The following is a 22,041-nucleotide window of genomic DNA, read 5'->3' as shown; positions in this document are numbered from 1 at the left end:
ACACTACCTAAGTCGACTTAAAATCACTCAATCGCTATCCTTTGCGTGTTCACGGTAACAGAGATGCAAGATATCCATACCAACAGATGCTTAGCAATCTAAGCTGAGTTAAACTATGCCAATATTACTGCATTCACTTTTTAAACTAATGGCAAAATAATGGCTATTGATTATCTGAAAACAGCAAAGCGCACGATTGAGATAGAACGAGAGACTTTAAGCGCTTTGCTTGAGCATCTAGACTCAAGCCTAAACGACGCTTGTTCAATCATGATGACATGCAAAGGTCGCGTCATTGTGACCGGCATGGGAAAGTCTGGGCATATCGGCAATAAAATTGCTGCAACACTTGCCAGCACAGGCACACCTTCATTCTTTGTGCACCCAGCCGAGGCCAGCCACGGTGACTTGGGCATGTTTACCCCACAAGATGTAGTTCTTGCTTTGTCCAACTCAGGCGAAACCAATGAAGTCATTACCATTTTGCCGCTGATCAAGCGCATGCATGCTCCTTTAATCAGCATCACAGCCAACCCCAACTCGACCTTATCTCGCTTTGCAGACGTTAACCTTCACATCCCAGTCACTCGCGAAGCTTGCCCCCTCAACCTAGCACCGACATCAAGCACTACAGCGCAGTTGGTTTTAGGGGATGCATTGGCCATCGCGTTGCTCGAAGCCCGTGGATTTAGCGCCGAAGACTTTGCCTTTTCTCATCCAGGTGGCAGCCTAGGGCGACGCTTACTCCTCAAGGTTGATGACATCATGCATTCGGGTGATGAAATTCCTCTGGTCTCTCTCGATACTCCCATCCATGAATCGCTGCTGGTCATGACACGTAAGCGTTTAGGTATGACAGCGGTCATCAATGATGATGGGCAGTTACAGGGAATTTACACAGATGGCGACTTACGCCGAACACTTGATTTAGAAACCAATTTAAAAACCACCCCAATTTCCGAAGTCATGACACATGGGTGCACGACGATACAAGCAGGGTCACTCGCTGCGGAAGCGCTACAAATTATGCAAGAACGGAAAATTAACGCCCTGCTGGTGACCGACAAAGACGGAAAAGTCACGGGAGCTTTAAACATGCATGACTTACTCAAAGCAGGAGTAATCTAATGGGTAACTCTCTTTCCGCACAACTGACCGAACGTTTAAGACCTGTAAAACTCGTTGTTTTTGATGTCGATGGCATCCTAACCAATGGGCAATTAAATTTCTTGCCTGACGGACAAGAAATTAAGTCTTTCCACACACTGGACGGCTTAGGCATTAAATTACTTCACAAAGCAGGCATTGAAACGGCCATTATCACAGGCCGCAGCTCACCTCAGGTCGAACAACGAGCAAAGGCACTCGGCATCCACTATTTAATGCAAGGCCGCGAAGACAAACTAGTGGCGCTAGAAGAGCTTTGGAAACAACACCATCATAGTGCCGCAACCACGGCTTATATCGGTGACGACCTACCGGATCTCGCCGCCATTATTACCGTGGCATTTGGTGCAACTGTCCCCAATGGACATCCTCTTGTACGTGCCGAAGCGGACTGGTGCTCGAGTCGCAAAGGCGGTGAAGGGGCGGCTCGCGAATTCTGTGAGGTGATTTTAGCCGCACAAGGAAAGCTTAACGCATTGATTGATGAGTTTCGCTGATGCGCTGGACTCGCCATATCACACTAGCGATCGTGATTTTGTTAACCTTGCTCCCCGTTTTATACTGGGGATGGATAGGCATTAACCAAACCGTACCTCAAGTCACTGAACAGGATGAGGACAGAATCGATTTTTTCATTCTGGACGGACACATAAAACGTTATAGCCAAGCGGGTGAAATTGCTCATCAAATTTCATCACCGCTCATCGAACACCTGCCAGGTCAATCGATCACACAGGTGACACAACCTAAGGTAATACTACTGGGTGATCGCGATCAAGAAACACTCATTGAAGCCGATCAAGGCACAATGACTGACGATGAAAGCAAGATTGAGCTTGCAGGGAACGTCCGTGTTATTGATAATTCATCTTTTGATGCACCTAGAGAGCTAAGAACAGAAACAATGACTCTATTTCCTTCGTCACAATATGCTGAAACCTCAGACCCTGTGATCTTCGAACAGGCACTAAATCAGTTATCGGCCATTGGTATGCAAGCTTGGCTGGGTGAACAACGGATCGAATTGCTTTCTGAGGTACGAGGATTCTATGCAAAGAGTGAGTAAACTTATTGGCCTACTGGGAATGGCGATTTTAAGCAGTTTAGCCTTCGCCCTACCTGAAGACAGAAATCAGCCTATCCATGTCAGTGCTGATCAGGCCAGTTTAAATGAGGCCACGGGGGTTTCTGTCTATTCTGGCAATGTTGAAATAAAACAAGGCAGCATGATTCTCAAAGGCAGCCGTGTTGAACTTCATCGTGACAACCAAGGAAGCATCGCTCGTGTTGTTTCCACTGGCAATCCCGCGGAGTTTCAACAACAATCCGTAGCCAGCCAACCTGTAACACGTGCATATGGCAATCAAATGGATTATCGTATTCCAACGCAACTGATCACCATAACAGGCAATGCCCAAGTTCAACAGGCCAATGACCGCTTTACAGGCCAACGCATTGTTTACAATATGGATCAATCGATTGTGGACGCATTTGGTAGCGAGCAACCTGGTGGACAACGCGTCGAAATGATCATTCAACCTAGGTCAAATAATTGATATGATCATGCTTGAAGCTCTGCATTTAGCAAAATCATATAAACGCCGACACGTCGTGCGCGATGTATCACTGCGCGTTTCGCAAGGTGAAATTGTTGGACTCTTGGGGCCTAACGGAGCAGGAAAAACAACCTGCTTTTATATGATTGTCGGCTTAGTAAATGCCGATCAAGGCACTATTTTAATTGATCATAAAGATATTACCCGTTTACCGATGCACGGACGCGCGCGCTTAGGCTTAGGCTACTTACCACAAGAAGCTTCTGTATTCAGGAAACTCTCGGTTGCAGAAAATATCTTGGCTGTTTTACAAACGCGAAAAGATCTTAACTCATCTCAACGCACTACAATGCTTGAAAGCTTGCTAGAAGAGTTTAGTATTACACATATACGTGACAGCTTAGGCATGTCCCTATCTGGCGGAGAACGTCGACGTGTTGAAATCGCAAGAGCATTAGCAACGGAACCTGCGTTTATTTTGCTTGATGAGCCTTTTGCTGGTGTTGATCCGATTTCGGTTAACGATATAAAGCAAACGATCAAGCATCTACAATCTAAAAATATCGGTGTGTTAATCACGGATCACAATGTCCGAGACACACTTGATATATGTGAACGAGCTTACATTGTTTCGGAAGGCCACATCCTTGCAGAAGGACACCCATCTGACATAATGGCAAATGAACAAGTTCGACAAGCCTATCTTGGCGAACAGTTCAGGCTCTAAACATTAATCCGTATCCTTCAACTGAGTGATTTATCTGGCATATGAAGCAAGCCTTACATTTAAAAATCGGCCAGCACCTCACCATGACGCCACAGTTGCAGCAGGCTATTCGCTTATTGCAGCTGTCTACGTTGGACTTACAACAAGAAATACAGCAAGCGTTGGAAAGCAACCCGCTGCTTGAAATCAGTGAAGATGATACAGATACGGATATCCCAGTCCATTTGAGTTCTGACAACCAACGAGAACTCAGCACAGAATCATCCTCAAATGACCGTGAAGAATCAGTTGAGCATGAGGCCGAAGCTGAGCACGATTGGAATGATCAAATACCTGAGGACCTACCCACTGACAGCAGTTGGGAAGACACTTTTCAGCATCAAAGCTCAGGAAACAGTTCGGATAGCGAATGGGCGGACAACGAGAACGACTCTCGTGAAGACACGTTGCTTGATCATTTAAATTGGCAATTAAATTTAACACCCATGTCCGATGCTGACCGTTTGATTGCTGAGGCTATTATTGAAGCCATTGATCCAGATGGTTATCTGCAGGTCAGTGTCGAAGAATTAATGGAGCAATTTATTGCTCAATTCCCCGATATCTTCAGTGATATTGACCTTGAAGAAGTGATTGCCGTTTTACATAGGGTTCAACAGTTTGACCCACCAGGTGTTGCTGCACGTGACTTAAGTGAGTGTTTGAGTATTCAGATCAAACAACTACCAGACAATCTTCCGTGGAGAGAGACAGCCCTGAAGTTGGCGAGCGAGCATCTCCAACTCCTTGGGAATCATGACTACAAAACACTGATGCGCAAGCTTCGATTAAACGAAGAAGACTTGTCATCAGTCATCGAGATCATTCAATCACTCAATCCAAAGCCTGGTGCCAGCATTGCTTCCAGTCAATCTGAGTATGTCATCCCAGATGTTGTCGTTCGTAAAATCCAAGAGCAATGGATTGTCTCGTTGAGTCCTGAAACATCGCCTAAATTACAGATTAATACACAATATGCCGATTTGATTCGGCGTGCAGATAACAGTGCGGACAATACGTATCTGAAAAACCACTTGCAAGAAGCACGCTGGTTTTTAAAGAGCCTCATGAGCCGCAACGAGACTTTATTGAAAGTAGCGACGGAAATAGTCGAACGTCAAAAAGACTTTTTAGAGATTGGTGAGGAAGGCATGAAACCGATGGTTCTTCATGATATTGCTGAGGCCGTCTCCATGCATGAATCCACCATATCACGTGTAACGACTCAAAAATTCATTCATACTCCTCGAGGTATATTTGAATTGAAATATTTTTTCTCAAGTCAGGTGAACACAGCTGATGGAGAAGGCGCATCTTCAACAGCCATCCGAGCTCTGATTAAAAAACTTGTTACAAGTGAGAATACTGCCAAACCTTTGAGCGATAACAAAATTGCACAACTCTTAATGGAGCAAGGTATCAATGTTGCCCGACGGACGGTTGCAAAATATCGCGAAGCTTTAGGTATTCCTCCTTCTAATGAGCGTAAGCGTCTGCTTTAATTATAATACTTAGGTACGAGCCATTTCGTACCCTTACCAAGGAGACAACCCATGCAGATCAATATTACTGGCCACCATGTAGAATTGACTGAATCCCTAAATGACTACGTTCACACTAAATTTGAGCGTCTTGAGCGTCATTTTGATAACATTACGAATGTTCAAGTCACATTGAGCATTGAAAAACAGCGCCAGAAAGCGGAAGCTAACCTACACCTCGCCGGCGGTGAAGTGTTTGCGCAGTCCGAAAATGAAGATATGTATGCGGCGATTGATGCTATGGTTGATAAACTTGACCGACAAGTTATTAAGCATAAAGAAAAAATGAAATCCCATAAATAAAGACGATTTAGAAATTATCATGCCTATTTCCGAGCTACTGACCGAATCAAGAACCCTTTGTCATATTGACGCCATTAGCAAAAAAAGGGTTCTTGAGCTAGCCAGCCAAACCCTAGCTGAGCAAGCAAACGGATTAGATGCTGAAGATATCTTCAGCGGTCTTTTAAACAGAGAGCGTCTCGGTAGCACTGGCATCGGCGACGGTGTGGCTATCCCACACTGTCGCTTGGCAGGTTGCACAGAGGCCTTAGCACTTCTCATCACTCTCAAATCAGCTGTCGACTTTGATGCCATCGATAACCGACCTGTTGATATTGTTTGCTGCTTACTGGTTCCAGAGGATGCTGCCAGTGAACACTTGCAAACCCTAGCAACCCTTGCTGAATTGTTCAGTCAATCCAGCGTTCGGGAGTTACTTCGCAGCAGTGAAGACAAACATGCTTTATATCAGAATGTCATCCAATCACTTGGGGAGGCCGCTGGGTGAAGCTAGTCATTCTGAGTGGGCGTTCGGGCTCCGGGAAAAGTACTGCACTTCAAGCACTTGAAGACATCGGTTTTTATTGCATCGACAATCTTCCGGCACTTTTACTACCCGAACTCATTCAACAAATGCTGATCGCTTCTGACCGACCTGATAAACTTTCTGTCAGCATCGATGCACGCAACTTGATTAGTAATCTCTCACAAGTACCTAAAGTTCTCGATACGCTCGCAAGGATGGACAATCTTGCATATGAAATCATTTACTTAGATGCATCCGAGACAACCTTACTTAAACGCTTCAGCGCAACCCGTCGTAAACACCCGTTAACCAATTCACACTCTGGTTTACAAGAAGCGCTTTATCAGGAACAAAATTTACTAGAGCCTATCGCAACCTTAGCGGATATTCGTATCGATACGACTCGACTTAGCCTCTATGAGCTAAGAGATACCATTAAACTGCGAGTTGCCAATCGAAAAGAGCAAACATTATCCTTACAGTTCGAATCTTTTGGCTTTAAACACGGGCTGCCCTTAGATCTAGACTTCACATTTGATGTACGCTCCCTGCCTAACCCCTACTGGGTGCCTGAACTACGTCAATACACGGGAAATGACCCTCAAGTCATCCATTTTCTTGAGCAGTCACCTGATGCTATCGACATGATCAACGATATTGTATATTTTCTGGAACGATGGCTACCCAGAATTAAGCAGGATAACCGCAGTTATTTAACCGTCGGCATAGGTTGCACAGGAGGACAACATCGATCCGTGTTTATTGCTGAACGATTGGCTAGCCATTTTAGTCAGCTTATGGATAATGTGAATGTGCGCCATCGGGAGTTGAGCTAGCTCCTTTGTACCTCTGGCGCGAATGATCGGAATGTTTCTATGATAAAAGCACCTGTTACGATAATAAATAAGCTTGGCCTCCATGCACGTGCGGCTGCAAAACTATCGGCTAAAGCGAACGAATTTAATAGTCAAATCCAAGTTGAAAAAGCAGGTCGCGTTGTCGATTGCAAAAGCATTATGTCGGTTATGATGCTGGCGGCAAGCAAAGGCACTGAGCTAATACTCCACATAGATGGAGACGATGCACAGGATGCGCATCATGCACTAGAATTGTTAATTCAGAATCGCTTTGACGAGCCCGAATAACAAACCATTAATCCATCAAGGTAATTTTCCTCATGAGTAAAACAGACAGACTGGTATCTTTACAAGAGGGCATTGACAGTGAAGAGATCAGCCGTTCTGAAGTCAAACGCCAAATGGAAGCTCTTCAAGAATTAGGCAAACGCATCACTGAGCTACGTCCAGATCAACAGGCATTAGTTCCAATGGACGATATACTTCGTAAGGCTGTTGAAGAAACGCGAAAAATTACTGCGAATGGTGCCTTACGTCGTCACTTCCAATACATTGGCAAGCTGATGCGCAAAGCGGATGCAGATGAGATTAATGCCGCATTAAATCAATTTGATACGTCTCGCAATGAACACAATCAAAAGTTTCATGCCTTAGAAGTCTGGCGTGATCGCTTACTGACTGACACAGATAAAAGCTTAACAGAGTTTATCCGTGAGTTTCCTGAGGCTGACATACAGAAGCTAAGGCAACATATTCGGAACACTCTCAAGGAACAAACAGCCGGCGCTGCACCAACTCACTATCGTAAATTATTCAAATTTATTCGTGAAACAGCTGAAGCTCAGGAAAACCCTTGATCCTATTCGCCTGATGTCGCAGTCGGTTGTCCCATAAGCTGAATAACCGGCTCGTCTAAGGTGCCCGTTAAACGATAACGTATTCGAGTCATTTTTTCGATCTGATCTCCCATTATGCGATCGACCAAAAATATAGCGCCTGCCACTTGAGGTGCTCCAAGCAACACAGCCCCTAATGTAAGATTACTGCCTAGCGGGATGTTTACTTCAATCATCTTATCAAATTGGTCATCGTTAAAATTCAGCGAACCACTAATCGTCATCGTTGCTGAAGGCCCGGTCAGCTTTAAAGGATCCATTGTACTAGCCAACCCCTTCCTCAAAGAATAGGCCGCAGTCACATGATCAAACACCAAGCCTTTTTGCAGCAAATCACTAAAATCAAGCTTCAAGCGTCTTGATAAGGTATTGAGATTGAGTATGCCAAATACTCTTAGGAAGTTAGCTCCCATACCTGACTCAACAATACGGCCCTGTTCTGCTGAAAAAGCAAAGCGACCATTTAAAGCTGATAATTTGAATGCTTCAGCCCCACCCAACCAGGTGAAATCCGCAATGGCATCAATACTTTTTGCTTCAATGGCCGATTCATCACTCCAAGATTTCAGCATATTTTGCAATTCTGACCCCATCAAGCGTGCTTGCAAACGGCTGCTCTGTGTTGGATCAACAAACCAATCTAACTGACCTGTTAAACTCATTTGCATTAAGCTGGCATCGATCTGATGTACTTTTAAATGATCAGACTCAGGAACTAACTCAAAGCGCCAATGCCCGATATTTTTTTCATTCAGTTCAAGCCGTTCAATATCGACCTTGATAATAGGCATGCGTTGCAGTAGCCGCTCAGTTAAAAGCGGCTCAACGACACTTGGGCTAGCTTGTGCTTTACGCTCAGGCTTGAATGTCAAAGCAAGCTCATTTAGGGACAAATTCCAAGGCTGATTGACATCATCCCGAGTGAGATTACCAGTGGCTTGATCGCTGCTTAACTGGAAGCGCAGTGAGGGCTCTGTCAATATGCGCCGCATAGCAACTTGGACATTACTAAATGCCTGACCCGCCATAATTGCTTCGGCAACGCGAATCGAAAGCCGAGTCACTGGAAAGTCAGTTTTCTCCTCTTCTCGATTGGATACCTGCGACACTTTGGTTAATTCAGACGCTAACCAAGTCGACCACTCGTCTATTATGTCTGCGTCTAGATAAGCAACCTGCCCTTCAATTTCTAACCCTTGCAATTCGGGTAGGTTAACCTCCCCACTGCCAATTCGGAGCATACCTCGAGGTGAAGCCCCATAATTGTAGATCGCCGAAAATTGATCATTATAATCCACACGGAACTGAGTGTTTTCGGGTTGTATTTCGACACGCAAAGGGCGCTGATCGGCGGCTGATTTATTAAGCCCCTTGGGTGCTTGGATAACAATGCCTTCAAGATTCGAAGCTAAAGACACTTTTGGGCAATCCAAATCATTACACAACACAATGGACGCTCGATATTCCGTTTGACCCGACACACTATCATTGAGTGTATCCATTGCCATCCAATGGGTGAGCTGCGGCATATCCACGCGACTTTGAAGATCTATCAACGTTTCATTATTTTTTGTTTCAACCGAGGCTTGAAAAGACTGCCCCCATAGCTGTCCATTTAGCTTGGGCGCGTAAAACCCTGTGCTCGACGAGTAGGAAAGCTCACCGACAATTGCTTCTAAGGATAAATCAAGCGCCTCTGAAGCAGCTGAAACAGAGTTTAAAGAGCCTGTAAACTCTACGTTTACAGAGTCTCGATCATTCAGTGGAACCATCAACTGTAATGCAGTGGTCGCTTGACCTGAAAAATGCCAATCAGCCACTTCGTTCGCCAGCCCTAACGGCCCTTTCAGTAGTTGGGTGATATCGGATAAATCCCCTACAAGTGGAGCACCTACGAACAAGCGTTGAGCATCTGGAGGCATATAAACCCACGCATTATTGACTTGCGTGTTCATTAATCGCCCTTGCTCTATATCAACTCGCAGTTCGGTGTCACGCAAGTGCAAAAAGAATTTTGCATCTTCGATAACTGGCCACTCAGGCAAAAATGCAAAACGTGCATCTTCAACATCAAAAAATAACTGAACACTCAAAGGCAAGGATGGCGCGCCTGATCTAAGCCCTGCATGAATCACCAAACCAGCACGATTAACAGAGCCTCCTTTAATCGCCTCCATGAGCCAAGCATGTAAGTCTTCGCCTATCACTGGTGGCGTATAGAACTCAGCCTGAAGTGCTTGCGAATTGGCCATGCCTATCATCAAGCTCAACTCGACTTGCTCAGTCTTGTCAAAAGGCCGATACAAACTAAACCGCCCTCTTGCATCAACCTGATCATTCTTAAGGGCCAATACATTGCTACCGATTTTGATCGCGTGATCATTCCATGACCAATCAATTTCACCGGAAGCATGAGTGTAAGACCAGCCCTGGTCAAACAACTGCGGAAAGCTCAAAAAAAACTCACCGCTTTCTAGAACGACTCGCCCGACTTGCCAAGAAGCATCCAAGCGCCCAACAACGCCTCGTGCTTCTGGAGCCTCGTCCCATGCCGAGACAGAGACCTGATCAAGCTCAGCACTAAATCTAAAACTCTTCCAATCCGCTAGATCGGCAAAATACAATTGCAATTCACGTAAATGCCCCGCTGGGGACAGATCGCTCAACAAAGAGTCCATGTCCTCTGGTAACTCACGAACAGAGGAAATAAGTCGATTCAGTTCAGCCAGATCTAGAACATCTAGCTGCAGAAGACGTAATGCCCAATTTGAATCAGCATCAAGTGCTAAGCCGATATCGAGTTGCTTAACGCCTAAAGCAGTATCTTGAAGCTGTATCTCAGCCGATGTCAGATGAATACGGGCTTCATCCTCAGAAACGGATCCACGAAAGCGGGTTGTGACTTGCAATGGCTGAGCCATAAAACGAGGCTGCCAGTCAGACATTCTTAATTGACCTTGAGCATCAATAACCTGTCCCGACTCAATGGACAACCAAACTTGTGTTGAAAACGTCTTAGGCAAATCATCGACATCAATGCTGGGCAATAAAAAAGTGAGTCGTTCGAGCTCAAGATCCTCAATATTGAGATAAACTTGAAACTCATTAGCCAATGTTGGCAGTCCGCCAAGATTTGGAAGATGCACACCAAATTCAAAGATAGAATCGTCTGAAATCAAGTGAGGTAGACGCATCCTACCCTGCAATGCCAAGCCTTTGTCGCTAGGCCCAGCACTCAAATGCAACACATCAATTTGACGCTCTTCATTCTCAAGGGTTAAATTCAACGCTAGGTTTTCAATTGCTAACGATGAGCGAATCAAGCCCGCTAATAAAGAGTTTTCTGAAACAGAAGGCTGCTCATCTTGCCTCGTATCATAAGCACTATTCGCAATATCGAGATCAACCGAAGCGTCCCTCAGTACCAGTGTTTTAAATACAAGACTTCGATACCAAAGACTGCTTAAAAGATCAATTTCAGCGACAATCGAACCTATTTGCAATCGCTTTAACGGTACCGCTTCATCTTCTTTAGCGACCCAGTCCAATTGGGTTATGGCGAGCTGGGGGTGACGACGCCATACAGACACCTCAAACTTGCCACTATGAAGCTCTCCACTCAGATGAGGTGACAGGTGTGTGAAAACGAATGCTTCATTATTCGCCGCTAGAGTTAACGCAATACGTGCCAACAATGTCAATAAACACAGCGTAAACGTCAGACCCAAAAGGATACGACTAAAGGTGCGAACAAGGGTTTTCATGCGCATGCGTTATCGTAAAACAACATCAAACAGTTCTGGACCGTACAAAGGCTCAACCTGAAAACGAATCGTTTTGCCGATAAAAGACTCAAGCTCTGCAACATGATCAGACGCTTCATCCATTAAATAATGAACCACAGACGTTGCGGCAAGCACCAAATAGCTATCTGTGTCGTAAGCTCGATGCTGACGGAGAATCTCTCTGAAAATTTCGTAGCTAACTGTTTCAGGGGTCTTAACCGTCCCCCGACCTTGACACATAGGACAGGGTTCACATAACACTTGTTCTAAGCTTTCTCGTGTTCGCTTCCGAGTCATTTCAACCAAACCCAACTCAGAAACCCCTGTTACTTTGCATTTGGCATGGTCTTTTTCGAGCACACGGTCTAAGGTTCGTTGAACTTGGCGCTGATGGTCAACGTCGGTCATATCGATGAAATCAATAATAATGATTCCACCTAAGTTGCGTAGCCGCAACTGGCGACCAATCGCAGTTGCCGCCTCTAAGTTCGTTTTAAAGATGGTTTCTTCTAGATTTCGGTGGCCAACAAATGCGCCCGTATTAATATCGACTGTGGTCATGGCTTCTGTTTGATCGAAAATCAAATACCCACCTGACTTTAACTCAATGCGGCGCCCTAACGCACGCTGCATCTCTTCCTCTACGCTGAACATATCAAAGAGAGGGCGTTCTCCGGGATAGTATTCGAGCTTTTCGACTATTTCGGGAACAAGAGATTGCGCGAATTCAACCGATCGTTGGTAGGTTTCTCGCGAATCAATGCGGATACGCTCAACACCACTGTGAGCCATATCACGCAAGGCTCGCATGTGCAGTGGTAAATCTTCATAGACAACGGAAGGGGCAGACAGCTTTGCGATTTTTTCATTCAATCGCGTCCACAATCTAAGCAAAAAATTCAGATCCGAGCGCAACTCCGTTTCACTGACCCCTTCGGCAACCGTACGCAGAATAAAACCACTATCCCCACCTTTGTAATCAGGATTTTCAACACTGGATAAGACTTCCATAATTTGACGCAAGCGCTCACGCTCGTCAGAATCATCAATACGCTGCGAAATTCCGATATGAGGATTGCCTGGCATCAACACCAAATAGCGCGAAGGAATCGATAAATGCGTGGTTAAACGCGCACCTTTGGTGCCAATTGGATCCTTTGTCACCTGAACCAGCAAGGTGTCCCCTTCTTTTATAACATCTGCAATCGAAATGTTATGGCGAACACCAGGGGTTCCGCTTGTCGCATCAATCACCTCATCAACTGGGATGAACGCCGCCCGCTCAAGCCCAATATCCACGAAAGCCGCCTGCATTCCAGGCAAGACACGAACCACTTTGCCTTTGTAGATATTGCCAACAATACCGCGGCGACTGGCACGCTCTACATAAATTTCTTGCGGCATGCCATTTTCAATGACCGCCACACGTGTTTCCATGGGCGTAAAGTTGATGAGTATTTCTTCAGCCATTTAAGGCCTCCATCAGAGTGCCGTCTGCCAAGTATGAATCTGATAACGCTTTAGCAGAGCAGCCGTTTCAAATAAGGGCAATCCAACAACGGCAGAGTAACTACCTCTTAGTTGGCGTACAAATACACCACCAAGCCCCTGAATACCATAAGCTCCTGCCTTATCAGCAGGCTCTCCTGTTCGCCAATAGGCTTGGCAAGCGTCGTGACTCAATTCTGCAAACTCAACCTCAGTGACAACTGAGCAGACTTCACGTCCATCGGGATGAACCAGTGCCACTGACGTGATTACCTCATGGGTTTTACCTGACAAGGCGAGCAACATTTGCACCGCCTCTTCCTCATCAGCGGGCTTACCTAATATCGCCATATTCAAGGTCACCGTGGTGTCGGCACCTAAAACAGGTAAGCGGCCTGAAACTTCGTTAAACACCTGTTCTGCTTTCGTCATTGCAAGGCGTTGAGTATACAACAATGGGTGCTCATGACCCTGAGGCTCTTCGCAGATATCCGCACTCATGACTTCATGAGGGACACCTAACTGGGAAAGTAACTGTGTTCGTCTAGGGGAAGCTGAAGCTAAGATCACAGTTGCTGTCGTCATAACGATTACTCTATTCTGAAGGTGCGTCGTACACCGTGTAGGATGACATAAACCCATGGCCAAAGGATGGCGCTGATCAGTGAAGGCAGTAAAAAAATCAGACCCGTTGCAGATGTGCCAGTAATGCCCTGCATCCAGAAAAACAACAATTGATTAATTCCCACTAACACCATGATCATCATCGACTGCTGCCATAATGGAAACATACGAATACGTTTGTATAAAAGCAAGACTAAATAGGTAATGATCAGCAATGACAAGGCATTTAGCCCCATCACACTGCCTCGAATAAGATCAAGCAGGACACCCATCATAAACGCACTTCCCAATCCCACTCGGTGTGGCAACACCATCACCCAGTAGATCAGAACTAACGCCACCCACTCAGGTCTTGCCCAGATCATAATACCCGGCAAAGGTATTTGGCTGAGTATCAACCCCACCAGAAAGGTTGCAAAGATGATCAGCGAGCCTCCTTGAGACTGTTCACTCATCGACTGACTCCACATTCTCTTCAGAGGGGATCTGCTCAAGCGATACCTGGGCCTGTGCTTCACGTGCCATACGATGTTCAGGACTTGAATGGCGATAATCCACTAATAACAATTGCCGACTACGATCCAAGCGCGCAGCAGGTGTGGCTTTAACAAGCGTAAAGGGACGCCCAGGATCGCGTATCACTTCACTCACAACTGCAACCGGATAGCCTCGCGGGAAACGCCCACCCAAACCTGAGGTAACCAGCATATCGCCTTCCTGAATATCGGCGGTATCAGGTACATGACTGAGTTCAAGCTCACCTAGCACCCCTTTACCCAAGGCAATACTTCTGAAACCATTACGCACCACCTCAACAGGAACAGCGGTACGTGCATCCGTTATGAGCATGACTCGACTGGTGTAATGTGCTAAAGACAATACCTGCCCCATGATACCGCCGGCATCAATAACGGGTTGTCCGATATACAAACCGTCTTCAAACCCCCGATTTAGAATAACTTCATGAAGGAATGGATCGGGGTTTACACCGATCAGCTCAGCCGCCATAACATCGGCTTCAAGTCGCTCGGTGGCATTTAACAAGTCGCGTAGCTGTCGATTTTCTTCTAACAGCGCCGCCATTAATTGAGATTTACGATGAAGTTCTAGCGCTTCTGAACGTAAATGTTCGTTGTCTCGAATCAATGTAGCCCGATCAACAAACAAATCAGAGAGGCGGTCGGCTCCACGAGAGGGTAAGTCTACCAACCACTGGAGAGGCGTAATCAGGAGCGACAAATACACCCGCCCCTCTTTCATTTTTGAGCTGTTTAAATCAGCAACAATGATGCCTAGCGCAAGCACCAACAAGAAAATGAAAAGAGCAAGTGGGTTCTTGCCACGAAATATAGGGTTAATGAGTAACCTCCTGCTGAATCACAAGCGATTACTCACAATCACTATTACCATCAAACGCCCGTTAACCATCCGTTACTCGTGCGTCAAAATCTCGAACGAGCGTTTATCCAACATTTCCAAGGCACGACCGCCGCCTCTGGCAACACAGGTCAATGGGTCCTCAGCCAGGATCACAGGCAAGCCCGTTTCCTCGCTGATAAGGCGATCTATGTTTCGCAATAATGCCCCACCCCCTGTTAAGACAATGCCATGCTCTGCAATGTCTGAAGCCAATTCAGGTGGGCAGCCTTCAAGCGCACTTTTAACAGCCTGCACTATGGCAGATAAAGGTTCTTGTAACGCTTCTAATATTTCGTTCGAGTTTAACGTAAAGCTTCTTGGAATGCCTTCCGCCAAATTACGGCCCCGAACATCTATTTCTAGGACTTCATTCGAGGGATAAGCAGTGCCAACTTCCTGCTTAATGCGCTCGGCTGTTGCATCGCCAATTAGGCTTCCGTAGTTACGACGCACATAAGTGACAATCGACTCGTCAAAACGATCGCCTCCGATGCGAACCGATTCAGCATAAACAATACCATTCAATGAAATAACCGCAATTTCGGTTGTACCACCACCGATATCAACAACCATTGAACCTGTCGCTTCATCAACGGGTAAGCCTGCACCAATTGCAGCTGCCATTGGCTCTTCGATCAAATACACTTCACGTGCGCCTGCTCCAATCGCAGACTCACGAATAGCGCGACGCTCCACTTGCGTTGACTTACATGGCACACACACTAAAACGCGTGGACTTGGCGTCATAAAACTATTGTCATGCACCTTACTAATAAAATACTGCAACATTTTTTCGGTGACATGAAAATCAGCAATCACTCCATCCTTCATGGGCCGGATTGCTGTAATGTTGCCTGGTGTACGACCAAGCATTCTTTTCGCCTCTGTACCAACAGCGGCTACGGATTTTTGATTACCGATGGTGCGAATCGCTACCACCGAGGGTTCATTAAGCACTATATCCCGGTCTCGCACATAGATCAGCGTATTCGCTGTGCCGAGATCGATAGACAAATCGCTTGAGAAGAGTCCTCTGATTTTTTTGAACATGAAAGTGGATACCCTGAGATTTGCCAGTTTGGCAGATATTCCTGAAAGCATGTAACTCTAACAATGGCAGGGATTTTGAGCAAGGAACAAATGTGTTAAGTTATGCAACAATGATGTTTTTTTCAAGTTAACAGTGAGAAATGGCCCTATGTCCTTGGACAAATCTGATATAGAACGCATTGCCCACCTTGCGCGTCTCGATATTTCTGAGCAAGAAGTTCCTGAATATGCCAAAAGTATCAGCAGCATTTTGAATTTAATTGACCAAATGCAAGCCACTGACACCGCAGGCGTGCTGCCATTGGCACACCCGCTTGACGCTGTTCAGCGCCTACGAAAAGATGAAGTCTCCGAATCCAATCAACGTGAGTGTCTTCAGCAGAATGCCCCCGCCATCGAAGATGGCTTATTTTTAGTACCGCGCGTCATTGAATAATCATCTTTGCTCTGACAGGAATCATGCAACATGTTTAATTTAACACTCACCGAGCTGGCAACCCGCTTAGCACAGGGTGATTTCAGCAGTGTCGAGCTGACTCAAGCCTATTTAGATCGCATTAAAGCACTCGATAGCCAATACAATGCATTTATTACCCTCGCGGCTGACTCTGCACTTGAGCAAGCCAAACAGGCCGATGAATTACGCAAAAAAGGCCAGGTAGGCCTGCTGTCTGGACTGCCTATCGCCCACAAGGACCTTTTCTGTACAGCCGGACTTAAAACCAGCTGCGGTTCAAAAATGCTAGACAGCTTCATCTCTCCGTATAATGCAACGCTGGTTGAGCGCTTAAATCAAGCGGGTGCCGTCACACTGGGCAAGACCAATATGGATGAATTTGCCATGGGGTCTTCTAACGAATCCAGCTATTACGGCCCGGTTCGCAACCCTTGGGACAAAGATCGTGTACCTGGTGGCTCTTCCGGTGGCTCAGCCGCTGCCGTTGCAGCTCGCTTAGTGCCGGCATGCACAGGATCAGATACAGGCGGTTCAATTCGCCAACCCGCTGCTTTGTGCGGCATTACTGGCTTAAAACCAACCTATGGCCGTATATCTCGTTACGGAATGGTTGCGTATGCGTCATCCTTTGATCAAGCAGGTCCGATGACACGCTCTGCTGAAGATGCGGCACTCATGCTTCAGGTGATGGCGGGTCTAGACCCCTTGGATTCAACTTCTGCCGATCAGCCTGTACCGGATTATCGCGCTCACTTAAACGACAGTCTCGCCGGACTGAAAATCGGCCTGCCTAAAGAGTATTTCGCAGAGGGTCTTGATCCTGGCATCGCTCAACAAGTCCAAGCGGCCATTCAAGAGTTTGAACGCATGGGAGCTCAGGTCAAAGAAGTCAGCTTACCGAATACAGAGCTGTGCATTCCTGCCTATTACATTCTGGCCCCTGCTGAAGCCTCCTCAAACCTTTCACGTTTTGACGGTGTTCGTTACGGCTATCGCTGTGAAGACCCCGTCGACCTTGAAGATCTTTACAAGCGCAGCCGCGGTGAAGGTTTCGGCAGTGAAGTTAAACGTCGAATCATGGTGGGCACTTATGCACTCTCAGAAGGCTTTTACGATGCTTACTACCGTAAAGCACAACAAATTCGACGCATGATTCAACAAGACTTTTTAACTGTACTTAATGATGTCGATGTCATCATGGCACCTACCACTCCGCAACCTGCGTTTAAGCTTGGCGAGAAAAATAGCGATCCGGTTGCCATGTATATGGAAGACATCTACACCCTATCCTTAAACCTTGCAGGCCTTCCTGGCATGTCCATCCCCTGCGGCCAATCACAAGGGTTACCGGTCGGACTGCAAATTATTGGGTCGTATTTTTCAGAAGCTAAGCTTCTCAATATTGCGCATCAGTTCCAACTGGCGACTGACTGGCACCAACAATCACCTGCCGGTCTTTAAGAGGTAAGTAACGCATGGAATGGGAAACCGTAATTGGGTTAGAGATTCACGCTCAACTCTCAACTAAAACTAAAATTTTTTCAGGTGCCAGCACAGCCTTCGGTGCAGAGCCTAATACTCAGGCCTGTGCCGTTGATTTAGCACTGCCTGGTACCTTACCCGTCTTTAACGAAAACGCTTTGCGTATGGCGGTTATGTTCGGTCTAGCGGTAAATGCTCAGATTGGAAAGCGCTCTGTCTTTGACCGTAAAAACTACTTTTACCCCGACTTACCAAAAGGCTACCAAACGACTCAGCTAGCCGAGCCAATCGTCGGCGCAGGCTACATTGATATCACTTTAGATGAGGGTGATACACGCCGAGTTCGTATACACCACGCTCACCTTGAAGAAGATGCGGGCAAATCTCTGCATGAAGATTTTCATGGCATGAGCGGTATTGACTTAAATCGTGCAGGGACACCGCTGGTTGAAATCGTATCTGAACCAGATATGCGCAGTGCAAAAGAAGCATCGGCTTATGCGCGTAAGATTCATGCCATCATCACAACACTGGGCATCTGCGATGGCAACATGGCAGAAGGCTCAATGCGTTGCGATTGCAACGTTTCAATTCGGCCAAAAGGTTCTACAACGCTCGGCACACGCACAGAATTGAAAAACATCAACTCATTTCGCTTTATTGAGCGCGCCATTGAAACAGAGGTCGCGCGTCAAATCGACCTGATCGAAGATGGCGGGCGCGTCATCCAAGAAACACGTCTGTACGATCCTGACAAAAATGAAACCCGCAGCATGCGCTCTAAGGAAGAAGCGAACGATTACCGCTACTTCCCTTGTCCTGACCTACTGCCTGTCATCATTGATGATAGCTATATTGAAGCCATTCAACAGAGTCTGCCAGAGCTGCCTGATGCTCGCAAACAACGATTTATAGACGAGTACCAACTCTCTGAATATGATGCGGGGGTTTTGTCTGCTTACCGTCCTCAAGCCGATTACTTTGAGTCGGTTGCTAAGCGCACCCAGGATGCAAAATTATCTGCTAATTGGATTACAGGAGAACTCGCTAAGCACCTGAATCAGCACGATATTGATATTACCGCATCCCCCGTTAGCGCAGAACAACTCAGCGGTCTTCTTCTACGCATCTTAGATGAAACACTTACAGGTAAAATCGCCAAAACGGTTTTTGAAGTCATGTGGAAAGATGGCGGCAGTGCCGATGAAATCATTGAAGCCCAAGGCCTCAAACAGGTTACAGATACCGCGGCAATTGAGGCCATCGTCGACCAAGTGATTGCCAACTGCACAGCACAGGTTGAGCAGTACATCACAGCGGAACCCGACAAGCGTGGCAAAATGCTCGGTTTCTTTATGGGTCAAGTCATGAAGCTATCTCAAGGAAAAGCAAATCCAGGACAAGTTCAAGGCTTAATGAAGCAAAAGTTAGATGCGCTAATCTAATCGCTTGCCAGACTTAGCCGATCGACTTGTCTCCTGTCGATCAGTGCTAAGTTCAACAGGTTGCTCGCGTCACAACTAAAAAAATACCGGAGCAAGCTCCGGTATTTTTTACAACCTATCAATTAATAATCAATCATATCCACAGGTTTTGGAGTGGTTGCAGTGCTCACTGGCAAAACAGGGTACACCACTTCAGGAATATCGCCTGTTAGTGTCCGCAAGAAAGCCGTAATTTTCTGTACCTGCTCATCATTCAGCTCTGTACCTAGCTGAGACGTCCCCATGACCGCGACTGCTGCTTCTAGATCCCAAACAGCCCCAGAGTGGAAATAAGGTGCAGTCAACTCAATATTACGCAAAGGTGCAGCACGGAACACGTACTCATCAGATGCAGTATTTGTGACCTCTACACGACCTCTATCCCCTGGGGGAAGAATATCTGCACCTGGACGTGTCACAAGCCCAAATGGGAAATAATGTTGACCACCAAAGTTAACGCCCGCATGGCAAGCTGCACAACCTTTATCAATAAACAAAGCTAAGCCTTCTTTCTCATCACTGGTCAAAGCATCATCCGTTCCCGCCAGATACTGATCGAAACGCGCATTCGGCGTAATCAACGTCGCCTCAAACGCTTCTATGGCCACCGCCATATTATCAAACGTGACCGGATCTGCTTCATCCGGGAAAGACGCTTTAAAACGCTCAATGTACTCAGGCATACTATTTAGGGTCGCCACAACACGCGCTGGCGTACTGCTCATTTCAACACCTGCTTGCACAGGGCCCTTTGCTTGCTCAGCTAAGTCAGCTGCGCGACCATCCCAAAATTGGGCCGCATTGAACACAGCATTGAATACAGTGGGCGCGTTACGTGGCCCTTTTTGCCAACCATGACCTATGGACACTGGCAAGTAGTCGTGACCACCCATGCCTACATTGTGACAGGTATTACAGCTAATTAAGTGACTGGAAGATAAGCGTGGTTCGAAAAACAACATTTTACCCAATTCTACTTTTTCGGGCGTCAGAATATTGCCTTCAATTTCAGGTGCCTCGGTAGGAACTGCAGCAAAAATTGCATTTGCTCTTGCTCTAAGCTCATCTGCAATTACGGCTGATGATGCCATCGCTAAACCAATTGCGATACACAATCCACTAATTTTTCTTTTCATACTGCCCCCTTGGATACCCTTATCAGGGTTTATACTCAGGGACAGTTTAGCAAAGAACCCCACCTTTACAATCGAGACGACTTAATTAGATCGACCTAAAATTGATATAGATCAAGCTTAAAGCCTATTTCATTGAACGTTTTCGATTAAGCCTACCATCGAATCTACTACAGCATCCGCATCTGCCTCATAAATTGACTCACCATGATTGTAACCATATGAAACACAAACAACTGGGCAACCTGCCGCCCTTGCCGCTAAAACATCATTACTGGAATCACCCAGCATTAAAGTCTGTGTTAAATCGACCTCAAAATGCCGCATCACATGCAGTAATTGGTCAGGATGAGGTTTTTTCAACGGCAAGGTGTCGCCCGAAACGATTAAAGGAAAATAGGATTTTAGATTCATCGCTTCAAGCAACGGCAAAGTAAACGCTTCTGGCTTGTTGGTGACCAAAGCCAATATCACGCCCCGCTGTTCCAGATAATCTAAAAACGTTTGTACTCCCGAGAAAAGTCGAGCTTGACGACCATTTGCTTGACTATAGGCAGCTAAAAACAATTCATAGGCCACTGAGAACAACTCTGGATCCTGTGATGCACTCGACAAGCCAAGCGCCTCTTGAACCAGGTGATGTGCGCCCTTTCCAACCCAACGCCCAACCTGCTCAATTCCTGCAGGAGACCGCCCTAATGCGGGTAGCATTTGATCGACGGCATGTGCCAAATCAGGCAAGCTATCAACCAAGGTTCCATCTAAATCAAACATCACTAGCTTTGGCAAGCCACCCTCAAAATGATCGGATAGCCTATAGTCTTCTTTCCTCATTTGATCGACGCCAAAATAGATCGCATTTCATTAATCGTTTTTTGATAATCCGGTGTATTAAAAATTGCAGACCCAGCCACAAAGGTATCAGCTCCGGCTTTGGCGACATCGCCAATGTTTTTTAACCCAACACCACCATCAACCTCTAAGCGAATATCAAAGCCACTGGCATCAATACGCGCTTTAGCTTCTTTCAGCTTATCAAGTGTAGAAGGAATAAACGTTTGCCCACCAAAACCAGGGTTCACCGACATCAGTAATACAACATCGACTTTATCCATCACATAATCGAGGTAGTGCAGCGGCGTGGCGGGGTTAAACACCAATCCTGACTTACAGCCACCGTCTCGGATCATTTGCAAGGATCGGTCTATATGCTCTGATGCTTCTGGGTGGAAGGTAATCCAATCCGCACCCGCCTCAATAAAATCACCAATCATACGATCAACGGGTTTAACCATTAAATGCACATCAATCGGAGCTTTTATGCCATAGTTACGAAGCGCTTTACACACCATCGGACCAATCGTTAGGTTCGGTACATAATGGTTATCCATTACATCAAAGTGAACCACATCAGCACCAGCCGCCAATACGCGTTCAACATCTTCCCCTAAGCGAGCAAAGTCTGCAGAAAGAATAGACGGAGCAATCAAGAAATCAGCCATAATCATCCGAGTCGTCAAGAATTGAA

The 22,041-nt window shown here is 46.2% G+C and carries 23 protein-coding genes; 14 read left to right on the top strand and 9 right to left on the bottom strand.

Annotated features, from left to right (window positions below; all coding sequences use genetic code 11):
- Positions 1-159: 159 nt before the first annotated feature.
- From DN062_RS00995 to yjgA, 11 genes are read left to right on the top strand one after another with little or no spacing between them, the layout of a single operon-like run.
- The gene (locus DN062_RS00995) at positions 160-1,128 is read left to right on the top strand and encodes a KpsF/GutQ family sugar-phosphate isomerase (protein WP_112156692.1); all 969 of its coding nucleotides are present in this window, start codon (positions 160-162) and stop codon (positions 1,126-1,128) included.
- The gene (locus DN062_RS00990; protein WP_112156690.1) at positions 1,128-1,664 is read left to right on the top strand and encodes a KdsC family phosphatase; all 537 of its coding nucleotides are present in this window, start codon (positions 1,128-1,130) and stop codon (positions 1,662-1,664) included. The genes DN062_RS00995 and DN062_RS00990 overlap by 1 nt, the downstream gene beginning before the upstream one ends.
- On the top strand, positions 1,664-2,233 hold the full coding sequence (gene lptC / locus DN062_RS00985) for an LPS export ABC transporter periplasmic protein LptC (protein WP_112156689.1): 570 nt from the start codon (positions 1,664-1,666) through the stop codon (positions 2,231-2,233). Before DN062_RS00990 ends, lptC begins: the two co-directional genes overlap by 1 nt.
- Positions 2,226-2,723, top strand: coding sequence for a lipopolysaccharide transport periplasmic protein LptA (gene lptA / locus DN062_RS00980; protein WP_239995643.1), 498 nt, complete (start codon positions 2,226-2,228; stop codon positions 2,721-2,723). Before lptC ends, lptA begins: the two co-directional genes overlap by 8 nt.
- A 1-nt stretch (position 2,724) precedes the next feature.
- Positions 2,725-3,450, top strand: coding sequence for an LPS export ABC transporter ATP-binding protein (gene lptB, locus DN062_RS00975; protein ID WP_112156685.1), 726 nt, complete (start codon positions 2,725-2,727; stop codon positions 3,448-3,450).
- Positions 3,451-3,491: 41 nt separating this feature from the next.
- Positions 3,492-4,991 carry an RNA polymerase factor sigma-54 gene (locus DN062_RS00970; protein ID WP_112156683.1) on the top strand — a complete coding sequence of 500 codons (1,500 nt, stop codon included), beginning with the start codon at positions 3,492-3,494 and terminating at the stop codon, positions 4,989-4,991.
- 51 nt (positions 4,992-5,042) lie between these two features.
- Positions 5,043-5,333 carry a ribosome hibernation promoting factor gene (gene hpf, locus DN062_RS00965; protein ID WP_112156682.1) on the top strand — a complete coding sequence of 97 codons (291 nt, stop codon included), beginning with the start codon at positions 5,043-5,045 and terminating at the stop codon, positions 5,331-5,333.
- A gap of 19 nt (positions 5,334-5,352) precedes the next feature.
- A complete protein-coding gene (locus DN062_RS00960; RefSeq protein ID WP_112156680.1) occupies positions 5,353-5,820 on the top strand; it encodes a PTS sugar transporter subunit IIA in 468 nt (155 codons plus the stop codon).
- The gene (gene rapZ, locus DN062_RS00955) at positions 5,817-6,674 is read left to right on the top strand and encodes an RNase adapter RapZ (RefSeq protein ID WP_112156679.1); all 858 of its coding nucleotides are present in this window, start codon (positions 5,817-5,819) and stop codon (positions 6,672-6,674) included. Before DN062_RS00960 ends, rapZ begins: the two co-directional genes overlap by 4 nt.
- Before the next feature lie 39 nt (positions 6,675-6,713).
- Positions 6,714-6,983 carry an HPr family phosphocarrier protein gene (locus tag DN062_RS00950; RefSeq protein ID WP_112156677.1) on the top strand — a complete coding sequence of 90 codons (270 nt, stop codon included), beginning with the start codon at positions 6,714-6,716 and terminating at the stop codon, positions 6,981-6,983.
- A gap of 32 nt (positions 6,984-7,015) precedes the next feature.
- Positions 7,016-7,552, top strand: a complete 537-nt coding sequence (gene yjgA, locus DN062_RS00945) for a ribosome biogenesis factor YjgA (RefSeq protein WP_112156676.1) — start codon at positions 7,016-7,018, stop codon at positions 7,550-7,552.
- A gap of 2 nt (positions 7,553-7,554) precedes the next feature.
- On the opposite strand, the gene DN062_RS00940 is transcribed toward yjgA, so the two are convergent.
- From DN062_RS00940 to DN062_RS00915, 6 genes are all read right to left on the bottom strand, one after another.
- Positions 7,555-11,361 (bottom strand): YhdP family phospholipid transporter, encoded by a 3,807-nt coding sequence (locus tag DN062_RS00940; RefSeq protein ID WP_112156675.1) that lies wholly within the window; start codon positions 11,359-11,361, stop codon positions 7,555-7,557.
- A 3-nt stretch (positions 11,362-11,364) separates the two neighbouring features.
- Positions 11,365-12,846, bottom strand: coding sequence for a ribonuclease G (rng, locus tag DN062_RS00935; protein WP_112156674.1), 1,482 nt, complete (start codon positions 12,844-12,846; stop codon positions 11,365-11,367).
- 12 nt (positions 12,847-12,858) lie between these two features.
- Entirely contained in the window at positions 12,859-13,449 is a 591-nt protein-coding gene (locus tag DN062_RS00930) for a Maf family protein (RefSeq protein ID WP_112156673.1), read from the bottom strand.
- A gap of 5 nt (positions 13,450-13,454) precedes the next feature.
- A complete protein-coding gene (gene mreD, locus DN062_RS00925; RefSeq protein ID WP_112156672.1) occupies positions 13,455-13,943 on the bottom strand; it encodes a rod shape-determining protein MreD in 489 nt (162 codons plus the stop codon).
- Complete coding sequence (mreC, locus tag DN062_RS00920; protein WP_275668080.1) at positions 13,936-14,799, bottom strand: rod shape-determining protein MreC; 864 nt, start codon at positions 14,797-14,799, stop codon at positions 13,936-13,938. Before mreC ends, mreD begins: the two co-directional genes overlap by 8 nt.
- 120 nt (positions 14,800-14,919) lie before the next feature.
- The gene (locus DN062_RS00915; RefSeq protein WP_112156670.1) at positions 14,920-15,957 is read right to left on the bottom strand and encodes a rod shape-determining protein; all 1,038 of its coding nucleotides are present in this window, start codon (positions 15,955-15,957) and stop codon (positions 14,920-14,922) included.
- 148 nt (positions 15,958-16,105) lie between these two features.
- Here DN062_RS00915 and gatC point away from each other — a divergent pair, with 148 nt between their 5' ends.
- Genes gatC through gatB form a run of 3 tightly spaced genes read left to right on the top strand, consistent with a single transcriptional unit; the run spans position 16,106 to position 19,341 of the window.
- Positions 16,106-16,393, top strand: a complete 288-nt coding sequence (gatC, locus tag DN062_RS00910) for an Asp-tRNA(Asn)/Glu-tRNA(Gln) amidotransferase subunit GatC (RefSeq protein ID WP_112156669.1) — start codon at positions 16,106-16,108, stop codon at positions 16,391-16,393.
- Positions 16,394-16,423: 30 nt separating this feature from the next.
- Positions 16,424-17,875: an Asp-tRNA(Asn)/Glu-tRNA(Gln) amidotransferase subunit GatA gene (gene gatA, locus DN062_RS00905; RefSeq protein ID WP_112156668.1), complete on the top strand. Its 1,452-nt coding sequence runs from the start codon at positions 16,424-16,426 to the stop codon at positions 17,873-17,875.
- Positions 17,876-17,889: 14 nt separating this feature from the next.
- Complete coding sequence (gene gatB, locus DN062_RS00900) at positions 17,890-19,341, top strand: Asp-tRNA(Asn)/Glu-tRNA(Gln) amidotransferase subunit GatB (RefSeq protein ID WP_112156667.1); 1,452 nt, start codon at positions 17,890-17,892, stop codon at positions 19,339-19,341.
- A gap of 122 nt (positions 19,342-19,463) precedes the next feature.
- Here gatB and DN062_RS00895 read toward each other — a convergent pair whose 3' ends face one another.
- The 3 genes from DN062_RS00895 to rpe all read right to left on the bottom strand — a co-directional run bounded on the left by DN062_RS00895 (position 19,464) and on the right by rpe (position 22,015).
- Positions 19,464-20,516 (bottom strand): cytochrome-c peroxidase, encoded by a 1,053-nt coding sequence (locus DN062_RS00895; RefSeq protein ID WP_112156666.1) that lies wholly within the window; start codon positions 20,514-20,516, stop codon positions 19,464-19,466.
- A gap of 129 nt (positions 20,517-20,645) precedes the next feature.
- Positions 20,646-21,347 carry a phosphoglycolate phosphatase gene (locus DN062_RS00890; RefSeq protein ID WP_112156665.1) on the bottom strand — a complete coding sequence of 234 codons (702 nt, stop codon included), beginning with the start codon at positions 21,345-21,347 and terminating at the stop codon, positions 20,646-20,648.
- Positions 21,344-22,015, bottom strand: coding sequence for a ribulose-phosphate 3-epimerase (gene rpe, locus DN062_RS00885; RefSeq protein WP_112156664.1), 672 nt, complete (start codon positions 22,013-22,015; stop codon positions 21,344-21,346). Before rpe ends, DN062_RS00890 begins: the two co-directional genes overlap by 4 nt.
- Positions 22,016-22,041: the final 26 nt, after the last annotated feature.

The organism is Nitrincola tibetensis, assembly GCF_003284585.1.
GTDB classification, from domain to species: domain Bacteria; phylum Pseudomonadota; class Gammaproteobacteria; order Pseudomonadales; family Balneatricaceae; genus Nitrincola; species Nitrincola tibetensis.
The sequence above is the reverse complement of the archived record's forward strand: the minus strand, read 5'-3'. Positions and strand labels throughout refer to the sequence as shown.

Bases quoted from the DNA above. Each gene is read 5' to 3' on its own strand.
- DN062_RS00915 (WP_112156670.1), bottom strand. From the start codon at position 15,957: ATGTTCAAAAAAATCAGAGGACTCTTCTCAAGCGATTTGTCTATCGAT.
- gatA (WP_112156668.1), top strand. From the start codon at position 16,424: ATGTTTAATTTAACACTCACCGAGCTGGCAACCCGCTTAGCACAGGGT.
- DN062_RS00930 (WP_112156673.1), bottom strand. From the start codon at position 13,449: ATGACGACAGCAACTGTGATCTTAGCTTCAGCTTCCCCTAGACGAACA.
- hpf (WP_112156682.1), top strand. From the start codon at position 5,043: ATGCAGATCAATATTACTGGCCACCATGTAGAATTGACTGAATCCCTA.
- DN062_RS00995 (WP_112156692.1), top strand. From the start codon at position 160: ATGGCTATTGATTATCTGAAAACAGCAAAGCGCACGATTGAGATAGAA.
- gatC (WP_112156669.1), top strand. From the start codon at position 16,106: ATGTCCTTGGACAAATCTGATATAGAACGCATTGCCCACCTTGCGCGT.
- gatB (WP_112156667.1), top strand. From the start codon at position 17,890: ATGGAATGGGAAACCGTAATTGGGTTAGAGATTCACGCTCAACTCTCA.
- rpe (WP_112156664.1), bottom strand. From the start codon at position 22,015: ATGGCTGATTTCTTGATTGCTCCGTCTATTCTTTCTGCAGACTTTGCT.
- DN062_RS00940 (WP_112156675.1), bottom strand. From the start codon at position 11,361: ATGCGCATGAAAACCCTTGTTCGCACCTTTAGTCGTATCCTTTTGGGT.
- DN062_RS00960 (WP_112156680.1), top strand. From the start codon at position 5,353: ATGCCTATTTCCGAGCTACTGACCGAATCAAGAACCCTTTGTCATATT.
- DN062_RS00895 (WP_112156666.1), bottom strand. From the start codon at position 20,516: ATGAAAAGAAAAATTAGTGGATTGTGTATCGCAATTGGTTTAGCGATG.
- lptC (WP_112156689.1), top strand. From the start codon at position 1,664: ATGCGCTGGACTCGCCATATCACACTAGCGATCGTGATTTTGTTAACC.
- rng (WP_112156674.1), bottom strand. From the start codon at position 12,846: ATGGCTGAAGAAATACTCATCAACTTTACGCCCATGGAAACACGTGTG.
- yjgA (WP_112156676.1), top strand. From the start codon at position 7,016: ATGAGTAAAACAGACAGACTGGTATCTTTACAAGAGGGCATTGACAGT.
- mreD (WP_112156672.1), bottom strand. From the start codon at position 13,943: ATGAGTGAACAGTCTCAAGGAGGCTCGCTGATCATCTTTGCAACCTTT.
- DN062_RS00950 (WP_112156677.1), top strand. From the start codon at position 6,714: ATGATAAAAGCACCTGTTACGATAATAAATAAGCTTGGCCTCCATGCA.
- lptB (WP_112156685.1), top strand. From the start codon at position 2,725: ATGATCATGCTTGAAGCTCTGCATTTAGCAAAATCATATAAACGCCGA.
- DN062_RS00970 (WP_112156683.1), top strand. From the start codon at position 3,492: ATGAAGCAAGCCTTACATTTAAAAATCGGCCAGCACCTCACCATGACG.
- DN062_RS00890 (WP_112156665.1), bottom strand. From the start codon at position 21,347: ATGAGGAAAGAAGACTATAGGCTATCCGATCATTTTGAGGGTGGCTTG.
- DN062_RS00990 (WP_112156690.1), top strand. From the start codon at position 1,128: ATGGGTAACTCTCTTTCCGCACAACTGACCGAACGTTTAAGACCTGTA.